Annotated in this window: 19 protein-coding genes and 1 riboswitch; of the genes, 11 read left to right on the forward strand and 8 right to left on the reverse strand. The window is 58.9% G+C overall.

What is annotated here, in order from left to right; all coding sequences use genetic code 11:
* Nucleotides 1-111 precede the first annotated feature (111 nt).
* From HP564_RS14970 to HP564_RS14985, 4 genes are all read left to right on the forward strand, one after another.
* Complete coding sequence (locus HP564_RS14970) at nt 112-1,200, forward strand: dipeptidase (protein ID WP_371244339.1); 1,089 nt, start codon at nt 112-114, stop codon at nt 1,198-1,200.
* A gap of 2 nt (nt 1,201-1,202) precedes the next feature.
* Nucleotides 1,203-2,111 (forward strand): LysR family transcriptional regulator, encoded by a 909-nt coding sequence (locus HP564_RS14975; RefSeq protein ID WP_371244341.1) that lies wholly within the window; start codon nt 1,203-1,205, stop codon nt 2,109-2,111.
* An 81-nt stretch (nt 2,112-2,192) separates the two neighbouring features.
* Nucleotides 2,193-3,113, forward strand: coding sequence for an alpha/beta fold hydrolase (locus tag HP564_RS14980; RefSeq protein ID WP_371244343.1), 921 nt, complete (start codon nt 2,193-2,195; stop codon nt 3,111-3,113).
* Nucleotides 3,106-4,497 (forward strand): hypothetical protein, encoded by a 1,392-nt coding sequence (locus tag HP564_RS14985; RefSeq protein WP_371244345.1) that lies wholly within the window; start codon nt 3,106-3,108, stop codon nt 4,495-4,497. The genes HP564_RS14980 and HP564_RS14985 overlap by 8 nt, the downstream gene beginning before the upstream one ends.
* Before the next feature lie 25 nt (nt 4,498-4,522).
* On the opposite strand, the gene HP564_RS14990 is transcribed toward HP564_RS14985, so the two are convergent.
* Nucleotides 4,523-5,875, reverse strand: a complete 1,353-nt coding sequence (locus HP564_RS14990; protein ID WP_371244347.1) for an MFS transporter — start codon at nt 5,873-5,875, stop codon at nt 4,523-4,525.
* A gap of 167 nt (nt 5,876-6,042) precedes the next feature.
* Nucleotides 6,043-6,945: an FCD domain-containing protein gene (locus HP564_RS14995; RefSeq protein ID WP_371244349.1), complete on the reverse strand. Its 903-nt coding sequence runs from the start codon at nt 6,943-6,945 to the stop codon at nt 6,043-6,045.
* Between the two features lie 136 nt (nt 6,946-7,081).
* Between HP564_RS14995 and HP564_RS15000 the strand changes: the two genes are divergently transcribed.
* The gene (locus tag HP564_RS15000; protein ID WP_371244351.1) at nt 7,082-8,110 is read left to right on the forward strand and encodes a zinc-binding alcohol dehydrogenase family protein; all 1,029 of its coding nucleotides are present in this window, start codon (nt 7,082-7,084) and stop codon (nt 8,108-8,110) included.
* On the opposite strand, the gene HP564_RS15005 is transcribed toward HP564_RS15000, so the two are convergent.
* A complete protein-coding gene (locus HP564_RS15005) occupies nt 8,082-9,017 on the reverse strand; it encodes a nucleoside hydrolase (RefSeq protein WP_371244353.1) in 936 nt (311 codons plus the stop codon). The two genes, HP564_RS15000 and HP564_RS15005, sit on opposite strands and share 29 nt — an antisense overlap.
* Before the next feature lie 372 nt (nt 9,018-9,389).
* A riboswitch (Fluoride riboswitch) is annotated at nt 9,390-9,466 on the forward strand.
* Nucleotides 9,467-9,555: 89 nt separating this feature from the next.
* Between HP564_RS15005 and crcB the strand changes: the two genes are divergently transcribed.
* Nucleotides 9,556-9,933, forward strand: coding sequence for a fluoride efflux transporter CrcB (gene crcB / locus HP564_RS15010; RefSeq protein ID WP_371244355.1), 378 nt, complete (start codon nt 9,556-9,558; stop codon nt 9,931-9,933).
* A gap of 54 nt (nt 9,934-9,987) precedes the next feature.
* Complete coding sequence (locus HP564_RS15015; protein WP_371244356.1) at nt 9,988-10,791, forward strand: sugar phosphate isomerase/epimerase family protein; 804 nt, start codon at nt 9,988-9,990, stop codon at nt 10,789-10,791.
* On the opposite strand, the gene HP564_RS15020 is transcribed toward HP564_RS15015, so the two are convergent.
* A complete protein-coding gene (locus tag HP564_RS15020; RefSeq protein WP_371244358.1) occupies nt 10,788-11,393 on the reverse strand; it encodes an alpha/beta hydrolase in 606 nt (201 codons plus the stop codon). The two genes, HP564_RS15015 and HP564_RS15020, sit on opposite strands and share 4 nt — an antisense overlap.
* 306 nt (nt 11,394-11,699) lie before the next feature.
* Entirely contained in the window at nt 11,700-11,990 is a 291-nt protein-coding gene (locus HP564_RS15025; protein ID WP_371244360.1) for a hypothetical protein, read from the reverse strand.
* Nucleotides 11,991-12,420: 430 nt separating this feature from the next.
* Here HP564_RS15025 and HP564_RS15030 point away from each other — a divergent pair, with 430 nt between their 5' ends.
* Nucleotides 12,421-13,548, forward strand: coding sequence for a GNAT family N-acetyltransferase (locus tag HP564_RS15030; protein WP_371244362.1), 1,128 nt, complete (start codon nt 12,421-12,423; stop codon nt 13,546-13,548).
* On the opposite strand, the gene HP564_RS15035 is transcribed toward HP564_RS15030, so the two are convergent.
* Nucleotides 13,542-15,374 carry an ABC transporter ATP-binding protein gene (locus HP564_RS15035; RefSeq protein WP_371244364.1) on the reverse strand — a complete coding sequence of 611 codons (1,833 nt, stop codon included), beginning with the start codon at nt 15,372-15,374 and terminating at the stop codon, nt 13,542-13,544. The two genes, HP564_RS15030 and HP564_RS15035, sit on opposite strands and share 7 nt — an antisense overlap.
* Nucleotides 15,375-15,437: 63 nt before the next feature.
* Between HP564_RS15035 and HP564_RS15040 the strand changes: the two genes are divergently transcribed.
* From HP564_RS15040 to HP564_RS15050, 3 genes are all read left to right on the forward strand, one after another.
* Entirely contained in the window at nt 15,438-15,941 is a 504-nt protein-coding gene (locus tag HP564_RS15040) for a GNAT family N-acetyltransferase (protein WP_371244365.1), read from the forward strand.
* 292 nt (nt 15,942-16,233) lie between these two features.
* A complete protein-coding gene (locus HP564_RS15045; RefSeq protein ID WP_371244366.1) occupies nt 16,234-17,616 on the forward strand; it encodes an MFS transporter in 1,383 nt (460 codons plus the stop codon).
* A 108-nt stretch (nt 17,617-17,724) separates the two neighbouring features.
* The gene (locus tag HP564_RS15050) at nt 17,725-18,891 is read left to right on the forward strand and encodes an HD-GYP domain-containing protein (RefSeq protein ID WP_371244368.1); all 1,167 of its coding nucleotides are present in this window, start codon (nt 17,725-17,727) and stop codon (nt 18,889-18,891) included.
* Here the strand turns inward: HP564_RS15050 and HP564_RS15055 are convergent.
* The gene (locus HP564_RS15055) at nt 18,888-20,978 is read right to left on the reverse strand and encodes a TonB-dependent siderophore receptor (RefSeq protein WP_371244369.1); all 2,091 of its coding nucleotides are present in this window, start codon (nt 20,976-20,978) and stop codon (nt 18,888-18,890) included. The two genes, HP564_RS15050 and HP564_RS15055, sit on opposite strands and share 4 nt — an antisense overlap.
* On the reverse strand, nt 20,975-22,072 hold the full coding sequence (locus HP564_RS15060) for an ABC transporter substrate-binding protein (RefSeq protein ID WP_371244642.1): 1,098 nt from the start codon (nt 22,070-22,072) through the stop codon (nt 20,975-20,977). The genes HP564_RS15055 and HP564_RS15060 overlap by 4 nt, the downstream gene beginning before the upstream one ends.
* Nucleotides 22,073-22,288: the final 216 nt, after the last annotated feature.

The raw sequence follows: 22,288 nt of genomic DNA on the forward strand, positions 1-22,288 counted from the left end.
GCGATTAATAATCGCTCTCTACGCCGCATAAAACGCCTGCTCTTTTTTGGTGCGCCCGCGCCGCCTGCATGCCGCTTTTGTGCAATACCCTTTGCAAACGGAAACTAAAAAATGTCGGAAAATCATCATCAGGCACGGCCGGACATCCCCGTATTCGATGGTCACAACGACGTCTTGTGTCGGCTGTGGCAGCATCATCGCCCGGATGCGGTTCACGCGTTTTTGCAGGGAACCCCTTCGGGCCAGCTCGATTTTCCTCGCCTGCGTCAGGGCAATGTGGCGGGGGGGCTGTTTGCTGCCTGGGCGCCTGGGCATCCCTCTGTTGCCGCGACGGACGATCGGAGTGCTGCAAGAAACGCGCCACATCCCTTTTCGCTCTCTGAAGAGGCGATGGCATACGCGCGTGACGCGACGTTCTCTATGCTGGCCCTGCTGATGCGCATCGAGCAGGCTTCGCCTGCAGAGATCAAAATTTGCCGGAGCGTGCGTGATATTCGCCACTGCATGACCCGCGGCAGGCTGGCGGTAGTGATGCACATCGAGGGCGCAGAGGCGCTGGACGTCAACGGCGAACTGCTCGATATTCTTTACGCCAGCGGGCTGCGTAGCCTGGGGCCGCTCTGGAGCCGCCCTAATCAGTTCGGTGAGGGCGTTCCCTTTCGCTATCCCTCCTCGCCCGACACCGGCAGCGGACTGACCGCGGCGGGCAAGGCGCTGGTACGCCACTGCAACCAACGCCGCATTCTGGTCGATCTCTCCCATATGGATGAAAAAGGCTTCTGGCACACTGCGGCCGTCAGCGACGCTCCTCTGGTTGCCAGCCACTCAAACGCCCATGCGCTCAGCGCCCAGTCACGCAATCTGACCGATCGCCAGCTGGCGGCGATTGCCGAGACGCGAGGCTTTGTCGGAGTGAACTTCGCCGTGCCTTTTTTGCGCGAAGATGGCCAGCGCGATGCGCCGACCAGCCTGGAAGAAATTGTCCGCCACGTGGAGTATCTTCTCGACAAGGTCGGCGAAGATGGCGTGGGTTTTGGCTCCGATCTCGACGGTGCCACGATGCCCGACGACTTCCGCGACGCGGCCGGTTTTCCCCGGCTGGTCGCAGCGCTGGCAGCGCGCGGCTACTCTTCTGAGCTGCTGCACAAAATTTGCTACGGCAACTGGCTGCGCGTGCTGGAAGCAACCTGGGGCGAATAACCATGCGTCTGCGTCATATCGAAGTTTTTCAGGCGATTGTGCAGGCGGGCACCCTCAGCGGCGCAGCGCGCCTGCTGAACGTTTCCCAGCCCAATATCAGCCGCGTGCTCAACCATGCCGAGCAACAGCTGGGCTTTGCGTTGTTTGAGCGTGGTGCACAGGGACTGGCGATCACTGCGGAAGGGCGACGGTTGCTGCCAGAGGTCGACGCGCTTTACCACCGGCTGCAGGCGATTAATCAGCTGGCGGATCAGCTGCGGCGCGGTGAGAGTCAGAGGGTACGCGTCGGCGCGGCGCACGCCTTTGGCCAGATGGTGATGGCACCTGCACTGGTGCGCTATCGGCAGCAGGCGGCAGCGGTCAACGTCGAGCTGGTCACCGAGCATTTTTCCACGCTGTGCCGCAATATCCTTGATGATCAGCTCGATTTTGCGCTGGTGTTTGGCCAGCAGGTCGACGCAGATTTGCTGGCGGAGCCGCTGTTTCACTCTTCAATGGTGGCGCTGCTGCCCCCCCAGCTCCAGCGCGAAGAGCCGGTGTCGCTGGAGTGGCTTTGCGCCAATAACCTGCTGCTGATGCAGGCGCAGGATCCGCTGGGGCGCGTGCTGCACCGCGCGCTCTACGACAAAAAGCTCTACCCGGCGGTGTCGCTCTCGATAAAAACCTACTCCGTTATTGCGGATATGGTGCTGGCGGGCGGTGGGGTCGGCATCGTCGATCTCTTTACCGCCTGCCGCTACGCCGATCAGCTGACGCTGCTGCCGGTCACGCAGCCGCTGCCGTTTGAGGTGATGCTGATCAGCCGTCGCGATCGACCACAGTCGCAGTCAACGCTGCATCTCAAGCAGGTGATCCGCCATCGGCTGTGGGAAATCGCGCAGCAGTGCGAAGCGCGTCTGGCACGTCCCTGAAATAACTTTGCCCTGTCTCACCTGCTGGTCACGATTTCGCCGCCTACACTGAAGTGACACAATCCTGTTCAGGAGCAGTCGATGAGAAAAAAGGAACAACCGGCGCGCTGGAAAAGCGGGGCGCTGCTGGCCGGGCTGGGGCTGGGCGCAGCGGCGACCTGGTGGGGCGTTAAGCAGTGGCAGCATTTAAAGCAGACGCCACCTGTTTCACCCCGCAGCCACCATGCTGGCCTTGCCGGATACTTTCAGCAGGTCGGGGAATTTCGCATGTTTACCCGCGTCACGCCGCATGATATCCCTGGCCTGCCGCTGGTGCTGGTGCACGATCTGCTGAGGTCGGGGCGGGCAATGGAGGAGCTGGCGCTGGCGCTTAGCCATAACTACCGCGTGCTGGTGCCCGATCTGCCAGGCTTTGGGGCCAGCACCCTTGCCTCTTCTCTGCGGGTGCTTACGGTAGAAGAGCAGGCGGATGCGCTCTGGGAGTGGCTTCAGCACAATCAGCTGTCGCGCGCTATCTGGATTGGTAGCGCCTCAGGCTGCCAGGTTCTTGCGGCGCTGGCCGTGCGCCATCCCGGGGCGGTAGCGGGTCTGGTGATGCAGGGCCCGACGGTGGACCGCCATGCACGCAGCCTGCTGCGTCAGGCCTGGCGCGGCTGGCGCAATGCCCATCTGGAACAGCACCGTTCACCCGCCTCGCTAACGCGCATCGATTACGCCAAAGCCGGGCTGTGGCGCGCGGTGAAAACCCACCGACTGCTGATGCGCGACCGCATCGAACATCGCCTGGCCTATATCAACGTGCCGACGCTGCTGCTGCGCGGCTCACGCGATACGGTATCGCCTGCGCGCTGGGTCGAGGAGCTGGGAGCGCTGTTGCCGCAAGGCGAAGTCCTGACGCTGCGCGGGGGCACCCATACGCTGCATTACGTCTATCCGTGGAGCTTTCGCCACGCCATCCGTCCCTTTCTGACGCGCATTCAGCAGGAGAATCAGGATGAGTAAACCACCCAGGGGCATCGCCCGTTTCGACTCTGCGACCGCTATGCTGATGGCGCTCGCCCATACGCTGCATGACAAACCGTTCGATGACAGCGACACGTCACCCATGCTCAATCGCCTGTTGCCTTCGCTGAATCGCCTGCCTACCCGCTTGCGGGACTGGGGCTACGCGGTGGGTGGCAAGACGGAGGGGATTACAGCGTCCCAGGCTGGCGAGCTGGATATTGAGGGCATCGCCGAATGGATGGTGAGTGAATACCCGGAGCGCGACTATCCCGCTGCGTTTATCGGCTCGTCAAATGGCGCGCTGACCCATCTGGCGGCAGCGGCGGGTGCGCCCTGGCTGCCCCAGACCTTTCTTTGCCCGGTACGTGTGCCGCAGAGCGATCCCGACGATGCGCTGGCAGGTTTTGAGCAGGGTAAGGCGATCGCCGCAGGACTGCTGGCGGCCTGGCCACGTCTGGCGGTACACCATATCCAGGATCCTAACCAGGACCGGCTGATGCTCGATCGCATGCGCTACTTTCATCTGAAGCTGCGCGCCTTACCGCTGGCCTTTAATGAGTTTCTGATGCGCAGTCTGCCGGGCAAAGGTACGCTGTTTGTCAGCCACTGCACGCGGCAATGGCCGGTAACGCGCACCAGCGATCGCTCCTTTTTTCAGTTTGGCGGGCTGAACGGTGCCACGGAAAAAGAGTATTTACAGGGAGGTGGCCGCGTAGCGGAGTTCCTGGCGCACCACGGCAGCGAACGCGAGCGGTGGCATGCACCTGCGCCGACCGACAATGTGCCGGAGGCCGAATGGGGACTGGATGAGTACCTGAAGTCGCCGCTGCAAAAGCTGGCGGCAGATCAGGGCTGGCGGCTGCTGGAGATACGCTATCAGGATCCCGAAGCGCTGAGCTTTGTGGTGGCGGAAATCTATCGTGACTGGTATCTGGCTGCGGGCATCCATGCTACGCGGCTGATGGTGGACAGCTATCTGATGATGGACCCCTGGTGCGCCATGCGCCAGCACGCAATTCCGTTCTGGCTGATGTCCGGCAGTGAGTCCTCTGCCGCGTCACTGGCGCGCTTTCTCGATCGCCAGCCGCGCTATCGCAACATCGATATGATGCTCTTTTCGTCGGGCACGGAGAGCATTGGCATGGCCTCTCTCGCACGCTGGCAGGGTCTACTGGATCGCGCCATGCAGGAGGGGGCATTTGTCGGCGTGGACATGGAACGTTATCCCCACGATTTCGCCGCGCTTGCGCGTTTCGACGCTGCGCTGCGGGCACGGGCGCCGCTCTTCGCTCCGCCGCCCGCGCTCAGCGTGGAGAAGGTGATCGGCGGGATTGAACGCTACGGCGCGCGCTATGGCGTAACGCTGCATAAGCTGAACTAGCCGGGCAGGGTGCCCGGCTCACTGATCAGGCGCCGTCGGTAATCGGTTTGCGCACCAGCACCAGATAGGCCAGTGCGCCCACCACCGCGATACCGGCGCAGATCATCAGCGCAAGGCTGAATGACTGTGTGGTGTCCAGCACCCAGCCGGTAATCACCGGGGCAAAAGAGGCGAATACAAAGCTGGCAAAGTTCTGGATGCTGCCCACCGAGGCGGTCATGCGCGCCGTTACGTTGGCGTGGATCAGTCCCCAGCAGGAAGTACCAGCAAAGTGAATGCAGAACAGCGCCATGCCAATCAGCGTAACGGCGCTGGTGGTATCGGTGGCACGCGTCACGAAGGCGGTAAAGGCTGCCGACAGCAGCATGCCGGAGATAATGCACACCTTCCGGGTTTTTACCGCATCGAAGCCGCGACGCACCAGCGCATCCACCGTATAGCCATTGAGCAGCATACCCGCCGCGCCGAACAGGAACGGAATCGCTGCCAGCAGGCCGGTGCTTTTCAGATCCAGATGGTAGGTGGATTGCAGGTAGCCCGGCAGCCACGCGATATAGAGCCACGCGGTATAGTTGATACCGCTAAAGCCAATCATCATGCCCCACATGGTGCGCTGCTTAAACAGACCGCGCCACTCCGCAAAGCTCAGCGGCTCCTTGCGTGAGGCCACGCTGCCCGCCTGTAGATAATGGATCTCTTCTGCGCTGAGCTTACTGTTGTCGCGATCGCGATAAATCATGTACCAGCCTACCGCCAGGAACATACCCAGCACGCCGATAATCACGAACATGCCACGCCAGCCGAACGCCAGCATCATGGCAGCAAGCACCGGCGGCGCGACTGACAGGCCAATCATTGAGGCGGCGTTAAAAAAGCCCATCGGCATGCCGCGATCTTTAATATTGAACCAGTCGTTAATGACTTTAACGCCGCACGGGTTCATTGGTGCTTCCCCGATGCCGAGGCCAATGCGCACCAGAATAAACTGGGTGAAGTTGTGCACCAGCCCGGCTGCTGCCTGAAACAGCGACCAGAAAAACATCCCAATCCCCAGCATAATGCGCGGGCCTTTACGATCGAGCAGCGCGCCACAGGGCAACTGGGCCAGACCATACGCCAGTGAAAAAGCCGAGAGCAGCATGCCAATCTCCGTTGCGTTCAGGCCCAGCTCCTCGCGGATGGTCATGTTAGCCACGGAAAGCGAACTGCGGTCGAGGTAGTTAATCACGGCGGCGAACAGCAGCAGCAGCATAGCGGTGATCTGAATTTTGCGAATGCGCGGCGAGCGCACCACATCGCTGCGCGCCGGAACATAATCCTGCTCCGGCGTCGCATCGGCGGTCGACGAATGACGGCCGCTGACCGATGAATTTTCCATGGCATTCTCCCGTAACTGGGTACTTATCATTATGTGACAGCAGGAAACACGGCGCGCCAGCAGGCGCCATGACGTTGCAGTCGAGACTAGAGCCAATGCTGACGCAATGTTGCGGAGATGTTTCTGATTCGTGCGGGAGCTAATGCTTTGTGGTTTTTAATCGGTTTTTAATTGTACTGGCGGATTGAGCGTGCCATGGAGGAGCGCGACGTGGCGAGATGGGTATGCAGCGCCAGCAGCGCATCCACGTCCCGGCGGCTAATCAGCGCAGAGAGCAGCGCCATATGCTCCTCCAGTGCCACGATATTTCTCTGTTTGAGATCGCGCTCATCCCACTGATAATGCGAGTGAAAAATCACGGAGATAATCTCCAGCGAGTGGTTGAAAAAGGGGTTGCTGGCGGCAGAGAGGATCAGCGAGTGCAGCTCTTTATCCAGCGCAGCGAACTGACGATAGTCGCTGGCGATGGTGTCGCGCAGAGCACGGTGGCGATCGAGCAGGTCGCGCGCCTGGATCCAGCGCTCATCCTGCGGCGGCAGGTTGAGAAAGCGCGTAAGGGCGTGGGTTTCCAGCATCTCACGCAGCTCAAACAGCTTATCGGCGTAGTCGAGCGTGAATTTCTTCATGCGCCAGCGGCCGCGCGTCACCGGCTCCAGCAGGTCGTAGCGCATAAAGCGCAGCAGAAACTCTCGCACCACTACCGGGCTAACCCTGACCCGCTGCGCCAGCTGCAACTCGCTGAAGGCGTCGCCGGGTAACAGCTGGCGCTGGTTGATCATCTCAAAAAAGGCCTGCTCAAACTGGCTGGCCTGCTGCTCAATGGGCGATGCCAGCTCGCTGAAGCCATCGCTCTCCGCGGGTTGACGCACAATAACCCAGGTGCCCGCCACCTTTTCCAGTATGCCGCGCTGATGCAGATAGTGCAGCGTATGGCGTACCGTTGTGCGGCTGATGTTGAACATCTCCGCCAGCGCCGCCTGGGCAGGCAGCGGCGAGCGGATATGACGCTGGGCAATGCCTTCCAGCATCTGGTTAATCACGTTCTGGCGCAGATTAAGGTTTCGGCTCACGGGCTTCTCCGGGTTTTTATTCATTAAAAACCATTCAAATCCCAAAAAAATCGCGGTGTCTCACAGAATGCGCGGACAAAAAAGCTCGCCCGCAATCAATTCGCCATAACTGCGTCAGGACAACCGGAGAGCCACCATGACAACAATGAACACCCTGGTCATCGCTGAACCCAAAAAAATGGTCTGGGCCACGCGCCCGCAGCCTTTGCCTGCGGCGGGCGAGGCGCTAATTAAAATGATCGCGGCCGGGATCTGCGGCACCGATATTCATGCCTGGTCGGGCAATCAGCCCTTCTTTAGCTACCCACGCGTGCTGGGCCACGAGCTGTGCGGCGAAGTGGTGGCGCTGGGCGCGGGCGTTGAGGGGCTGATGCCAGGCCAGCGCGTGGCGCTTATTCCCTACCTCTCCTGCCTGCGCTGCGACGCCTGTCAGAGCGGCAAAACTAACTGCTGTGAGAATATCTCGGTAACGGGCGTGCATCAGGATGGCGGCTTCTGCGACTATCTTGCCGTGCCTGCCAGCAACCTGCTACCGGTCGATAACGTTGCGCCGGAAGCGGCAGCGCTGATTGAGCCGTTCGCCATCAGTGCGCATGCGGTACGCCGGGCAAACGTCAGCGCAGATGAGCATGTGCTGGTGGTGGGGGCCGGGCCGATTGGCCTCGGCGTCGCGGCGATTGCGGCAGCGGCAGGCGCAAAGGTTGTCGTGGCGGACACCAGTGAATTCCGCCGCGCGCACGCCGAGAAAGCCCTGGGTCTGGCAACCATCGACCCGACCAGTGACGATTTTTATCAGGCGCTGCGCGCGCAGTTTAACGGCAGGCTGGCGCTGAAGGTGATCGATGCGACGGGCAGCCCGGCCGCGATGAATAATGCGGTCAATCTGATGCGTCACGGCGGCACCCTCGTCTATGTTGGCCTGCACAAGGGCGATCTGGTGATCCCGGACAGCGAGTTTCATAAAAAAGAGGCCACGATAATGGGCAGCCGCAACGCCACACGCGAAGATTTTGACCGTGTACGGGAACTGATGGCGAGCGGCAGGCTACACGCTGCGATGATACTCAACGCGCACTTTGCCTTCTCAACCCTGGCGGAAACCTTCGAGCCGCAGGTGATCAATAACCGCGAACTGATTAAGGGGGTGATCCATTTCGATCGCTAAGCGTGCACAAAAAACGATTGCGCACCAGTGCGGCATCGACGCCCAGCGCGATGCGCTGGGTGGGCAGGTGGTGGAAAGGGTCTTCCCGGGACGCCAGCGGACCAATCTTACGCACCGTTTGTCCGCAGGCGATACCCTCGGTAATCACGCGCAGCGGGCTTTGCACCAGCCGGAACGCCTCGGGCTGGCACAGCCAGGCGATCGCCAGCGTGTCATGCAGGGCCATGCCGTCGAAGCCCTCTTTTTGCAGGCTGTAAGCCAGAAAAGGGCGTACAATAGCGCTCAGGACTGGCTGATTTAGCTGATGCACTTCTTCGCTACTGATCAACACGTTATGAGTAACGTCGAGCGGTATCACTACCACGTTCAGCGCTGAGCTAAGCACCTGATCGGCGGCGTGCGGGTCTTTCCAGATATTAAACTCGGCGAAAGGGGTTACGTTACCGCTGTGGCCATCGGTGCCGAACGCACCGCCCATGATCACCAGTTCTTTGACCAGCGGAATAATATCGGGGGCCTGGTTGATGGCGCTGGCAATATTGGTCAGGGGGCCAATCGCCACCAGCGTGATCTCATGCGGCTGCGCACGAACGCTGTCGATAATAAACTGCACGGCACCCGGCGCGATATCGCTGTAAGGGTTCACAAAGGCGTCGCCCAGACCATCCTCACCATGCAGCTTCGCCGGTTCACTGGGCGTCAGCGCCAGCGGACGTGAGCAGCCGCGATAGATCGGCACGTCAATCTGCATTTTTTCGCAAAACAGACGGGCATTTTTTACCGCCTGCCCGACCGCCACGTTGCCAAAAACGGTGGTGATGCCCAGCAAACGCTGTGTCCGCGCGGCAAAGGCGAGTGCAAAGGCGTCATCTACGCCGATGTCGGTGTCGAAAATCAGCGTGCGCATGGATCCTCCGAAACGGGCGGGTGCCCAACAAACAGACAAAATGTCATCACGCGTTTTTACCCTCTGCATCGGGTCTGCCCCTGAGGATGAGCCGGTCCAGAGGATCAGTAACAGGAAAAAATGCGGCGTCGCTCGGCGTTTCCGCTTCCGTCCGGGCTTTGCATAACGGCCGTCCGGTTTATGTTATCGAATCCTGACTCCTTCGGCATCTGCTGCCATCGGTCAGGATCGTCCTGACGGCAGCAAAATACACGCTTCGCAGACGGACAGTTTTTTCATTTGCTGCGCTTCTCCTGGTAAATGAATCCATTTTTATGCTGTTTATGACTGCCCTGAGCCTGTTGTCAGCCCGGATGCGGCATCGTATTATCAGCGGCACAAGGTGATGGTGTTCCACCTTTCCCAACCGCCTGCTGGCGATCCCAGCGGCTGATGACGCCTGACATAAACCCTAATCCTCTCGCAGGGGTTACTGGTGTGTCAGGCCGCTTTTCGCTCCGCCACAACCCTGCGCGATTGCCGTCTACAGGAGCAAATCATGTTGAAATCGCTGTTCGCCGTCATGCTCGGGGGTGCCGCAGGCTGTACGCTGCGCTGGCTCATCTCGCTGCGCTTTAACGCCCTGTTTCCCAGTTTGCCGCCCGGCACGCTGCTGGTTAATCTGGCCGGCGGATTTATCATCGGCGCAGCGCTGGCATGGTTTATCCGCTATCCGCAACTTGATCCCGCCTGGAAGCTGCTGATCGTCACCGGCTTATGCGGCGGGCTGACGACCTTCTCCACCTTCTCAGCAGAAATCCTGATGTTGCTACAATCAGGTAAGTATGTATGGGCGATGGCAAGCGTGCTGGTGCACGTGACTGGCTCGCTGCTGATGACCTTCGCGGGCTTCGCGCTGGTCAGCTGGCTCGGCTAGAGGGCACCTGCGCGACAGACAAGCCCTTATTCCGGACGATTAAGGAGGACGTTCATGACTCAACCTGCATTCCTTAACCTGGTGCTGCTAAGCGGTGAACCTGAGGAGAAACTACAGGCTGCGCGCGACGCCGGCTTCGATCAGGTCGAAATCTGGCGCGAAGATGTTGAGGCCAGTCACGGCGGCGCGGCGCGCCTTGCACAACATGGCGTGGGCTTTACCAACCTGCAGGTACTGCGTGACTTTACCGGGGCGCCCGGCGATATGCGGCTGCAAAAGCGTGATGAGCTGCGGCAGTTTATTCAGATGGCGCAGGCGCTGGGCTGCGATACCATTCAGGCGCCCGCCACCACGCGCGATGACTGCCTTGCAGAACAGATAGATGACGATCTGCGCTGGATGGCATCAGAGGCTGCGCGCTTCGGGATGCGTATCATGTATGAGCCAATGGCGTGGTGCAGCGTTGATAATACGCTGCCGAAAGCCTGGGAGCGTCTGCAGCGGCTCGATCAGCCCAATATTGGCCTGGTCGTCGATCTGTTCCACATCTGTGCGCTGGGAGGAGACGCCTCGCAGCTTGACGGTATTCCCGCCACGCATATCTACGAGGTGCAGCTGTGTGATATGCCCCACCAGCCTTCGCCGCAGGACAAACAGGCGATCATGACGCTCGCAAAGCATCAGCGTCAGCTGCCCGGCGCGGGTATCGTGGACGTCGCCAGCTTTGTCGACAAGTTAAAGAGTGCCGGCTATCAGGGGCCGGTGGGCATTGAGGTGTTCAACGATGACCTTAAACGCCTGCCGCCGCGTGAGGCAGCGCAGCGTGCCTGGGCTGCGCTGCGACGTTTCTGGCCTTAGTCCCGCAGACACTGGGCAATAAAAGTGGCTGCGCGCATCGCACCCTGAGCGGAAATGGTGTGAGGCGTTTTGGGTTCAAGCAGGAGTTCAACGGAGACCCCGGCGGCTTTCAGGCGCTGCGCGGCAGATTCGCTTTCTCGCCATGAAATCACCTCGTCGGCGTGGCCGTGAATGAGCAGTGCGGGCGTCTGGTACGCTGGGGTAAGCGGCTCATCAAACGCCAGCCGTCCGGAAAAGGCGACCACGCCAGCCAGCGGATGTGCGCCGGATGCCAGCATATCGAGCGCCATTATCGATCCCTGTGAAAAGCCTGTCAGCACGACGCTGTCCCATTGATTGCTCAGGCCGTGCTGCGCCATGATGCGCTCCAGCGTTGTGCGGAACGCCGTGCGGGCGGCCCGAACGCGTGCCGGTCGATTTTCTGGCGTAATGCCTTCCAGGCTAAACCACTGAAAGCCAGCACCATAAGGAAAGGGTTCTGGCGCATCGGGTGCGGCAAAAACCACATCAGGCAACAGCGGTGCCCAGTGGCGGCCCAGCGCCGCTAAATCCTCGCCGTTGCTGCCGAAGCCGTGCAGAAAAATCACCAGTGCTTTTGCCATTTACTGCTCCAGAAAATGTTGTCCGCTGCCGATCCGGTCAGTTCGGTTAAAAAGGTATGCGAATAATATGCCTGATATGCCTGCTCTTATGCACGCTGTAACGCTGGCAGACGGCTAAACGGCAGCAGAGGAATGTAATATCCTGTGCGCGAAACGGTGACGTAATACGTACCGGTGAGGGCAGGGATGCGAGAGAATAATTAACGAATAATAAGGCAGGCTGGTTTAACGCAGCCTGCCTTAATCGGAGCGATAATATAAGCTCTTCTGTGTTAAAAAAATATATAGCTGCTTGCCTGTACAGAATCAGGATTTTTTAGTGATAAGCTGAGAAATAGCGTCGATACCAAAATTAACAATACCGATAAGGCCGGAACCAATCTGGCTAATAGCACCTGACAGATTAAATTCCAGCAGACTACCAATACCTTTACCTAGCGTAGTGGCTGCCGAGGTCGCATCCGTTTTTAAGCCGCCCAGCGCGGTGCCTGCGTCAACGACAGAGCCAATTGCCCCACCGATCGTGCCCGCCAGCTCGGCAACAAAGCCCGCTCCAGAAACCTGTGCAATTTCAGAGGCGTTGAGTTCTCTGCTCATAATATATTCCTTTAGTGTTTAATCCATCTCTAAGTTTCTCTGCGCTCTTATTAGAGCGCCTGATGTTTTTAACATGAGTGAGAATAAAAAGCCACTTCTAATAGAGTTTAAAATAAGAGTGGGTGTTTGTGTTTTGTTATTATTTTAAATTTACCGTTAAAATAATCGGCAGGCTGCGCTGGGCATTTAAAGATTAACCCGCTGAGCTCATCCGTTATTTTATTTTTGCGCGCAGGGCCTTTATCGGCCAGAGGGCGGATGAGATGTCAAACCCCGGTAAGGGTATTTTACAGCGTGGCTGGCAGGACAGCAGATAAAGAGAGGCGGGCTAACCGCCGACTGTCAACTTTACCTTAGATGCCGTCACCCTTTCGCTGCGCGGAAAAACCTGCTTGACTAACCTTTCGCCCGATTTCTTTCGGAGTTATGCATGTCACTGTTTCACCTTGCTTCGCTGGCGGACCTCGACGCCGCTGAATGGGATGCGCTGCTGCCTGACGAGCAGCCTTTTTTACGTCACGCCTTTCTGCTGTCGCTGGAAGAGAGCGGCAGCGTGCGCGCCGGGAGTGGCTGGCAGCCCGATCATCTGCTGTGGCGAGAAAAGGGCGCGCTGCGTGCGGCGATACCCGGCTACCGCAAGCGCAACTCGTGGGGCGAATACGTTTTCGATCACGCCTGGGCGGATGCCTGCCAGCGCGCAGGCATCCATTACTATCCTAAATGGCTCGGTGCCGTTCCTTTCAGCCCGGTAACCGGCGCACGCGTGCTGGGTGACGCAGAGGCGGCCGCGCAGCTGCTGACCGCACTGCCAGAGAGGCTGTACCAGCAGGGGCTAAGCAGCGCACATATTAACTTCACCGATGCGCGCAGCGATACGCTGCTACAGTCGCAGCCAGACTGGCTGCGACGGATCGGCTGCCAGTATCACTGGCATAACCGTGGATATCGCGATTTTCAGGATTTTCTCGATACGCTGATGTCGCGCAAGCGTAAGCAACTGCGCAAAGAGCGCGAGCAGGTAGCCCGCAGCGGCTTTAACTTTACCTGGTATCGCGGCGACGAGCTGCGCGAGGATCAGTGGGATTTTATCTATGCCTGTTATGCCAATACTTATGCGGTGCGTGGTCAGCGCCCCTATCTGACGCGCGATTTTTTTAGCCTGTTGGCCGGGCGAATGCCGCACAGTATCCGCGTGGCGATAGCCGATCTGCACGGACAGCCTGCGGCAATGGCTTTTTGTCTGGTGGATGGTGAGACGCTGTACGGACGCTACTGGGGTTGCCTGGCGGAGTTTGACCGCCTCCATTTTGAGACCTGTTTTTACCAGGGTATGGATTACGCTATTGCGTCGGGCCTGACGCGCTTTGATGCCGGTGCACAGGGCGAACATAAGCTGGTTCGCGGCTTCGAACCACAGCTCACCACCTCATGGCACTATCTGGCACATCCCGGCCTGCGCGATGCGGTAGCCGCGTTTCTTCAGGAAGAGCGGAAAGGCATGCGCGCCTGGGCTGCTGAAGCGCGCGCTGCCTTGCCCTATCGACGCGACGATCAGTGATCGCCGACAAAGCCACTGGTCTGGTGACGCCAGAGCCGTGAATAGAGGCCATTATGCGCCAGCAGTTCGCTGTGGTTCCCCATCTCAACGATATGGCCTTTATCCAGCACCACCAGACGATCCATTTTGGCAATCGTCGACAGCCGGTGGGCAATAGCGATGACCGTTTTGCCCTGCATCAGCGTCTCCAGGCTCTCCTGAATGGCCGCTTCCACCTCGGAGTCGAGTGCGGAGGTGGCCTCATCCATAATAAGGATCGGCGCGTCCTTCAGCAGTACGCGGGCGATGGCAATGCGCTGACGCTGTCCGCCAGACAGCTTTACGCCGCGCTCGCCAACGTGCGCATCCAGCCCGGTGCGCCCCTCAGCGTCGCAAAGGCGAGGCAGGAACTCGCTGGCGTGTGCGCGATGGATGGCAGATTGCAGCTCCTCTTCGGTCGCGTCGGGCCGCCCGTAAAGCAGATTTTCGCGAATAGAGCGGTGTAACAGTGATGTATCCTGGGTAATCATGCCGATCTGCCCTCGCAGGCTCTCCTGCGTCACGTCAGCAATGTTCTGGTCGTCTATGGTGATGCGGCCACCGCTCAGGTCATAAAGACGCAGCAGCAGATTGACCAGCGTCGACTTCCCTGCGCCAGACGGACCGATGAGGGCGATTTTTTCGCCGGGCTTGATCGTCAGGTTAAGACGGTTGATCACCTGATGGCCGCTGCCGTAGTCAAAACGAATATCCTCATAGCGAATCTGGCCATGCGTCACCCGCAGCGTTTTGGCCTGCGGCGCATCCTGTACGCTAAGTGGCTGAGCGATGGTGTTGATGCCGTCCTGCACCGTGCCGATATTTTCAAAAATGCCGTTGACCACCCACATGATCCAGCCGGACATATTCACCAGCCGCACCACCAGGCCGGTTGCCAGCGCGATAGCTCCTACGCTGATCAGCGACTGGGTCCACAGCCACAGCGCCAGGCCTGACGTGGAGACAATCAGCAGGCCGTTAAGCGTGGAGAGCGTTACGTCCATGCTGGTAACCATACGGCTCAGACGATAGTTTTTGTCGGTCTGCTCCTGAAGCGCGTCGCGCGCATAGCGTTTTTCCAGGTCGTGGTGGGCAAAAAGTTTTAGCGTGGCGATATTGGTGTAGCCGTCGACGATGGTGCCCATCAGCTTTGAGCGCGCCTGCGACGCAACCACCGAGCGTGCTTTCACGCGCGGTACAAAGAAGCGCAGTGAGGCAATATAAGCCACGATCCAGATCGTCAGCGGAATCATCAGCCGCCAGTCCGCTTCGGCAAACAGAACCAGCGACGTCACCGCATAGATCAGCACGTGCCAGATAGCATCAACCAGCTGCACCGCCGAATCGCGCAGCGCATTGCCGGTCTGCGTAATGCGCTGCGCGATTCGCCCGGCGAAATCGTTGTGGAAAAAATTAAGGCTCTGGCGCAGCACATAATTGTGCTGCTGCCACTGAATCATGCTGGTCATACCGGGATTAATACTCTGATGCACCAGCATATCGTGCAGAGCAATAAAGACCGGGCGCAGGATCAGCGCCACGCAGCCCATCCACAGCAGAATTGGCCAGTGCTCGGCAAACAGCGTGGCGGGCGTCGCGCTGTTGACCAGATCGATAATACGACTGAGGTAGCTGAATAATGCGACTTCAATCAGCGCCGATCCCAGCCCCACCACCAGCAGTGCGGCAAAGCTCGGCCACACCTGTCGCAGGTAGTAAAAATAGAAGGGTCCGATGCGATCAGGTGGTGAATCGGATGGAGCATCCTGGAAAATATTGATAAAACGTTCGAAACGGCGATACAACATAACGACTCTCTTTGCGCCTGAGGAGAGTAAAAAGCTTAGTGCAACTTAAAAGGGATTACCGATATGGATTTAATCATTCGCGGTCGTGAGCCCAGCGATGCCGCCGGGTATCAGCGTCTCTACAGCCAGCCGGAAGTTTATCGCTGGACCACGCAGCTGCCCTTTCCAGCCGTGGCGACATGGCATAAAAAGTTCGAACGGATGGACAGTGAAGGTTATATAGGGTTTGTCGCGGAGCTGGACGGAAACATGGTGGGCGAGCTGACGCTGTTTGTAGAAAGCCGACCGCGTACCCGGCACGGTATCAGCTTTGGTATCGGCGTCGACCCGGCCTTTAGCGGAAGAGGCATTGGCGAGCGATTAATTCGCACCGGCATCGACTACGCCTTTAACTGGCTGGGGATAACGCGCGTGGAGCTGGAGGTGTTTCACGATAATGCGCGTGCGCGGCGCCTCTATCAGCGCCTCGGCTTTGAGCAGGAGGGCGTACGGCGTAAAGCCTGCCTGCGCGACGGTGAGTATCACGACATTATTTTGATGGCGATGCTGCGCGATAAATCGTGCTGACGTATCAAGATTAAGCTCTCCGCTGCGCTTCATAGCGCAGCCCATCACGATTTCCTCGATCCGGCGCACATTCTTACTGCGCCGCGCTGCGTTTCTGCTGCTTATGTGCAGCACCGCAAGCCGCCTTGTGAAGCCTGCCAAAATCCGCGCTAATTCGCGTGCAGGATTTCACCACACGCCCAATGACCAATCCTTTGCCTGCTACCTATATTTCCTCAACAGCGAATTCAAAGCGGTATTCCTGATAACAATGCCAGGGGCAGGATGCTCCGCTTCCTGAGGAATTCACCTGATGATAAAAGCTCACTCTGCTGCGCGGCCAACTCGCGTACGTATCTGGATCCTGTGTCTGATCCTGTTTCTTTCCGTAGTGGCCTATGCCGATCGCTCGATCCTGTCGATCTCAGGATCGGCTATCAAAGAGGAGTTTGGCCTGTCGGCGATCCAGCTGGGTCTGATCCTCTCAGCCTTCAGCTGGGCCTATGTGATCGGCCAGATCCCGGGCGGCATACTGCTTGACCGCTTTGGCGCCAAAAAAGTCTATGGCGTCACGCTGGCGCTCTGGTCACTCTCTACCATTGCAATGGGGTTTGTTGGCGAACTGGCAGGCGGTATGTCTGCCGCACTGATACTGATGTTTACGCTGCGCTTTGCGCTGGGGTTGATAGAAGCGCCGGCCTTTCCCGCCAACGCGCGCGTGGTCATTATGTGGTTTCCCGGAGCGGAGCGGGGCCGGGCCTCTGCGCTGTTCAGCACGGCGCAGTACTTCGCCGTGGCGATCTTTTCGCCGCTCTCCGGCTGGCTGGTGCTGCGCTTTGGCTGGGAGTGGCCCTTCTTTGTGCTGGGCGGCATCGGTGTGCTGGCGGTATTTGTCTGGGCAGCCTATATGCGCGAACCGAGAAAACATCCCGGCGTCTCAGAAAGCGAACTGCGCCATATCATTGACGGCGGCGGGCTGGTAGATATCGACGCGGCCCATACCCTCAAGGCGCGTCCAGGCATCAACAAAGCGATGTTTAAAGCGCTGCTGACCAGTCGCATGCTGTGGTGCGCCTATCTTGGCCAGTACTGCACGATTGCGCTCAGCTATTTTTTTATCACTTGGTTTCCAATCTATCTGGTGCAGGCGCGCGGCATGAATATTATGGATGCTGGCTTCGCCACCATCGCACCTGCACTGTTCGGTTTTCTGGGCGGCATCAGCGGCGGCTACCTTTCCGATATGCTGATCAAGCGCGGCTGGAGTCTCTCCTGGGCGCGCAAAATGCCCTATATCGTGGGCATGCTGATGGCCGCCTCGCTGATTCTGGCGGCTGTTATTCCAGGCAACGTCGGCATTATCGCTATTATGTCCTTCGCCTTTTTCGGTAAAGGCGTGGCGGCGGGTGCAGGGACCTGGACGGTGATCAGCGACACCGCGCCAAAAGAGGCGGTGGGTCTGGCAGGCGGCATCTTCAACGGCATCAGCAATATTGCCGGCTTCGTGACGCCGCTGCTGTTCGGCGTCATTGTCGGCCTGACCGGTAGCTACAGTATCGGCCTGGTCTTTGTCGGCATGCACTGCGTGGTCGCGGCACTGCTGTTCCTGTTTGTCATGGGGCCGATTCACCGTATCGGCGAAACGCCGTCACCGGAGGCAGCGCGCGAGGCGCAGAAAGAGGCGCGTGCGCTGTAGCTTTCCCGCAGGATCGGCGCGAGCTGCGCCGACCACTTTAATCTTACTGAAGAAAATTTGATCATTTGCCGATATCTCTCTGTTAAGGGCGACCTGAGGAGAGATAGCGTGATCAAGGAAATCACCGTTGATGAGCTGCGGCCGGGAATGTTCATCCATAAGCTTGAGGTATGGTGGCTCAAAGATAAGCGGATCCGTAATCAGATGCTGATTACCGATCCGCGCCAGATCGCCATGCTGCGTAATGAAGGGATCCAGCAGCTGTGGATCGATCTTAACCGATCGGTGCAGATACCTGCCGCGAAGACATCCGTTAAAAAGCGTGTTGCCCGCTCGCCTTTTTTTCAGGAGCTGGACAGGGCACAGCAAATTTTCCAGCAGGGCAAATCACAGGTCATGGCGCTGTTCAACGAGGCACGCCTTGGCCATCACCTGAATCTGGCGGGCACGCTGGATCTGGTCGATGAAATTGCCGGTTCTATCCGGCGCGAACCCTCAGCACTCCTGAGCCTGGCACGCCTGAAAAGCCATGATGACTACACCTGGCTACACTCCATGGCGGTGTGTGGCCTGATGATTACCCTGGCGCAGAAGATGGGGCTGGATGAAAAACAGGTTCAGCGCGTGGGCATGGGTGGGCTGCTACACGATGTTGGCAAAGCGGCGGTGCCGCTGGCCATCCTCAACAAGCCCGGCAAGCTTTCTGACGAGGAGTTTGAGATTATGCGTCAGCATCCGGTTATCGGTGCGCAAATGCTGATACAGGCGGGTGCAGATGGCGACCTGCAGGATATTGCGCTGCATCACCATGAAAAGTATGACGGCAGTGGCTATCCGCACCAGCTTCAGGGTGAAGCGATTTCACTCTACTCCCGCATGGCGGCGGTTTGCGACGTTTACGACGCGCTCACCTCGACGCGCGTCTACCGTAAAGGCTGGACGCCTGCCGAAGCGATGCACAATATGCTGAGCTGGCGCGGGCACTTCGACAATCAGGTGCTGCACACCTTTGTGCGCGCCATTGGCATCTATCCGGTGGGATCGCTGGTGCGGCTGGCATCAGGACGGGTGGCGCTGGTGGTGAAGGCGGGTGAACGCTCGCTGCTCAGGCCGGTAGTGCATGCCTTCTGGTCGCTGCATGCGCAGCGCGAAGTGAAACCCGAGCGCATCGATCTGGGGGACAGCTTCTGCACCGACAGCATTATCGGTGCAGAAGAAAGCCAGCTCTGGATCCATGCCGATCTGAATCGCGTCTGGGCGCTGGAAAGCGCTTAAAAATCGACGCTGGCGCGCAGCACAATTTCACGCGGTTCGCCCACGGCGACGCGCAGGTTGTTGCCACTCGACGGATACCAGGTGGTATCGAACAGGTTATTCACGTTGACCTGCCACTTCAGGCGATAGCCGTTTAGCGGCGTCTGCCAGGCGACAAAAGCCTCCGCCACCGTGTAATCATCCAGCCAGAAGCTGTTGGCCGCATCCCCTGCGCGTCGCCCTACGTAGCGTGCACCAACGCCTGCGCGCAAATCGTCTGCGGCCAGCAGACCGGTTGCACCAAAATCGTTGGTCAGGAAGAGCGCAGCGGTGTGGCGTGCGGTATTGGGCATCGCGTTACCGTTATTCTCCGGATCGGCGGTCACGCGCGCATCGGTCCAGGCGTAGCTGCCGACCAGGCTAAGTGAGTCGGTCAGCTTGCCTGCCAGATCCAGTTCCACGCCCTGTGAGTGCACCTTGCCAGCAGTGCGCGTCACCGTCTCGCCATTGATCAGCTCATCCACCATGACGTTGCGCTTCTGGATATCAAACAGCGCCAGCGTACCCGTGATGCCGTCTGGCAGATCAATTTTGCCGCCCACTTCCCAGGCTTTGCCCAGCTCTGGGGGCAGTGCGCCCGTTTCTGTAGCGATTGAGGCGTTGGGCTTAAACGATTCGGTGTAGCTGGCGTACAGGCTCGACCAGCTATTGAGGTTGTATACCACGCCCGCGCGCGGTACCAGACGGCTGTCTGCGCTACGGGTGCGGGCAACGAACGGACGGCCTTTGCCCGCCATCACATCAAAGCTGTCGTAGCGCACGCCCCCCAGCAGCAGCCAGTGCGATGACAGGCGTACCGCATCCTGTAAAAAGAGGCCACGACTGTCGATATTTTCGCGCTGGTCGCTGTCGGCAGCGCTGACCGTCGAGGTGGATGACATCTCGCCGTAGACCGGATGCCAGAGGTTAAAGCGACTGTTTTTCTTGCCGCGCAGCATATCGCCGCGGAAGGTGCGGTCTGCTTCATAATCGAATCCGGCCAGCAGCTGGTGGTTGACGCTGCCCCAGTCAATGTCCCCGTTCAGCGTCAGCTGCACCATCTGCGATCGGCTTTGCGCATCAGCGGTGGCGTCGGCCTGGCGGGTCAGTACGCCAGTCTCAGCATTGAAGGCGGTAGCCCGTGCCTGGTGGTCGCTGTAGGTGTTGCGCGCAAAGCTGTAATTAAGGTGGCTGGTCCAGCGATCGGTTAGCACCTGATCGGCTGCAAAGGTCAACGTGTCCTGATCGCCGCGCGTGGCGTTAAAGCGCTCGTCGAAGCGTACTTCACGTGGCGTGTTTACCGGCTTGCCGGTTTTGGGGTCAATGAGGGTCCCGCGATCAAAAGGCACCAGATAGGCCATATGTTCCCAGGCCACGCGCACTGTGGTGGTGTCACCAAACCAGATCAGTGAGGGGGCAACGACCGTCTGACGCGTGCGGCCAAAGTTGCGCCAGTAGTCGGTTTCATCATGGTCAACAAGTAACCGACCGGCAAAGCCGCTGGTGCCAAGCGGACCGGTCACGTCAAGCTGCCCGCCACCGCCGCCAAAACTGCTGTTGCGGCCTTCCAGATGCACCTGCGGCGTTAACAGCGGTTTTTTGCTAATGATATTAACCAGCCCGCCCGGCTCGTTCATGCCGTAGAGCATGGAGGAGGGGCCTTTCAGCACCTCGACACGCTCGCTGGTTGGCGTAAAGTTGCGTGCCTGAACCGAGCGAACGCCGTCGCGCAGAACAGAACCGTCGCGGTTATCACCGAAGCCGCGCTTGATCAGCGCATCCTGCGTGCCACCCAGCGTATTGGCCTGAGTGATACCGCTGACGAACTTTACCGCGTCATCCAGACGCTGCGCATCACTGTCCTGCAACACCGGCTGTGGCACCACGGTCACGTTCTGCGGCGTATCGATAATCTTTGCGGGTGTACGCGTGGCGGTGACGCTGCGGTGAGGCTGATAGCCCTTCTCCTGCGCCTCGTCATCCTGCGTGACCAGCAAGGTGGATTCCTGCGCGTGCAGGCTGCCGGACAGCAGCGCGCCGCCCAGCAAAAAGAGAGAAACGTGTTTCATTGCGGTAGCTGACTCCAGAAGGTCCCTGATACAGGCAGCGGCAAAAAGCGCTGAAAAAGTTGTTCAAGCGTGTGCTGGGGATCAAGATCGGCAAACAGCTGCGGATAGAGCGCCTTAGCGAACATTTCTACCGCCACCACGTGCCATGGACTGAGGTAGAAGTTGTGCCACAGGCCGTAGGCACGATGGTTTTTAACCGCCGCCAGCTGGCTAAGCACGGTCTGGCCGGCGAGCAGGTGTTGCAGGCTGGCCTCCGCCTGAGCGGCGGTCACCTCTGGGCCGAGCTGGAGCATGTTGTTGTTGTTGCTGTCCGCCATCCCGGTGGCGATATAAACCTGCGGCGACTGCGCCAGCACCTGTTCAGGGTTAATTTCACCAAACACGCCTTTCACCGTCCCTGCCGCAATATTGTCGCCGCCCGCAAAGGCCAGCAGCTGCCCCAGGTTGCCGTTAACCACCGTGGTGCAGCAGGTGTCGCGGCGGCCCAGATGCAGGTGCAGCATCACGCGGGTTTTTGCCCCCTGCCGGGTAGCCAGCCGTGCCGCTACCGCACGCATATGCTGCTGATAGAAGTCGATAAACGCCTGCGCGCGCTGCGGCTGATTAAACACCTCACCAAAAATTTTCAGGCTCGGCACCGTGTTGTTGAGCAGATCGACGCGCAGGTCAACGTAGATGACCGGAATATTGACCTGCTGCATCAGCTGGCGGAAATGTGCCTCTTCCGCGCCGCGCTTTGCCAGGCGCGGCAGAATAATCAGGTCGGGTTTGAGCTGGAGCACCCGTTCAGGATTGAGATCGCGCAGCGCACCAGCGCCGAGCTGCGGTACGGCTTTGATGGCGGGAAAGAGCGTGGTGAACTGCTGCCAGCTTTGCGGATCGTACTTCGCCATATCGCCAGGCCAGCCTGCTATCGGCGCGACGGGGTTACCGGGTATCACCAGCGCCAGCGTGTAGAGCATGCGGCTTTCGCCCAGAATCACCCGCTGTGGATGGTCAGGAATAGTGACGGTCTGGCCGGTAATGTCGACGATCGATTTCGCCAGCGCGCTGCTGCTGCAGAGCAGTAGTAACAGAGAGAAAAGAAAACGCATCACGATGGTTTCGTAAAGAAACAGAAATGATAATGAATATCAATCGTCTTAACAATATCAGCCTGCGCATAGCCAGTGGGCAGCGGGTTAATTAACTAAAAAAGGCAGCGCGGTGCGCTCATCCGCCTGTTTATTGAACATTTTTACAACTTTTTTACGCCAGGATTCAGCAATTTAACCGCTTCTTTATGTCCATCGGCGCAGGCTAACGCGAAA

The organism is Pantoea sp. KPR_PJ (assembly GCF_041386365.1).
Lineage (GTDB): Bacteria > Pseudomonadota > Gammaproteobacteria > Enterobacterales > Enterobacteriaceae > Pantoea.

Bases quoted from the DNA above. Each gene is read 5' to 3' on its own strand.
- HP564_RS15005 (WP_371244353.1), bottom strand. From the start codon at position 9,017: ATGCGCACGCTGATTTTCGACACCGACATCGGCGTAGATGACGCCTTT.
- HP564_RS14975 (WP_371244341.1), top strand. From the start codon at position 1,203: ATGCGTCTGCGTCATATCGAAGTTTTTCAGGCGATTGTGCAGGCGGGC.
- HP564_RS14970 (WP_371244339.1), top strand. From the start codon at position 112: ATGTCGGAAAATCATCATCAGGCACGGCCGGACATCCCCGTATTCGAT.
- HP564_RS15055 (WP_371244369.1), bottom strand. From the start codon at position 20,978: ATGAAACACGTTTCTCTCTTTTTGCTGGGCGGCGCGCTGCTGTCCGGC.
- HP564_RS15025 (WP_371244360.1), bottom strand. From the start codon at position 11,990: ATGAGCAGAGAACTCAACGCCTCTGAAATTGCACAGGTTTCTGGAGCG.
- HP564_RS14980 (WP_371244343.1), top strand. From the start codon at position 2,193: ATGAGAAAAAAGGAACAACCGGCGCGCTGGAAAAGCGGGGCGCTGCTG.
- HP564_RS15020 (WP_371244358.1), bottom strand. From the start codon at position 11,393: ATGGCAAAAGCACTGGTGATTTTTCTGCACGGCTTCGGCAGCAACGGC.
- HP564_RS15060 (WP_371244642.1), bottom strand. From the start codon at position 22,072: ATGCGTTTTCTTTTCTCTCTGTTACTACTGCTCTGCAGCAGCAGCGCG.
- HP564_RS14990 (WP_371244347.1), bottom strand. From the start codon at position 5,875: ATGGAAAATTCATCGGTCAGCGGCCGTCATTCGTCGACCGCCGATGCG.
- crcB (WP_371244355.1), top strand. From the start codon at position 9,556: ATGTTGAAATCGCTGTTCGCCGTCATGCTCGGGGGTGCCGCAGGCTGT.
- HP564_RS15000 (WP_371244351.1), top strand. From the start codon at position 7,082: ATGACAACAATGAACACCCTGGTCATCGCTGAACCCAAAAAAATGGTC.
- HP564_RS14985 (WP_371244345.1), top strand. From the start codon at position 3,106: ATGAGTAAACCACCCAGGGGCATCGCCCGTTTCGACTCTGCGACCGCT.
- HP564_RS15045 (WP_371244366.1), top strand. From the start codon at position 16,234: ATGATAAAAGCTCACTCTGCTGCGCGGCCAACTCGCGTACGTATCTGG.
- HP564_RS15015 (WP_371244356.1), top strand. From the start codon at position 9,988: ATGACTCAACCTGCATTCCTTAACCTGGTGCTGCTAAGCGGTGAACCT.
- HP564_RS15040 (WP_371244365.1), top strand. From the start codon at position 15,438: ATGGATTTAATCATTCGCGGTCGTGAGCCCAGCGATGCCGCCGGGTAT.
- HP564_RS15035 (WP_371244364.1), bottom strand. From the start codon at position 15,374: ATGTTGTATCGCCGTTTCGAACGTTTTATCAATATTTTCCAGGATGCT.
- HP564_RS15030 (WP_371244362.1), top strand. From the start codon at position 12,421: ATGTCACTGTTTCACCTTGCTTCGCTGGCGGACCTCGACGCCGCTGAA.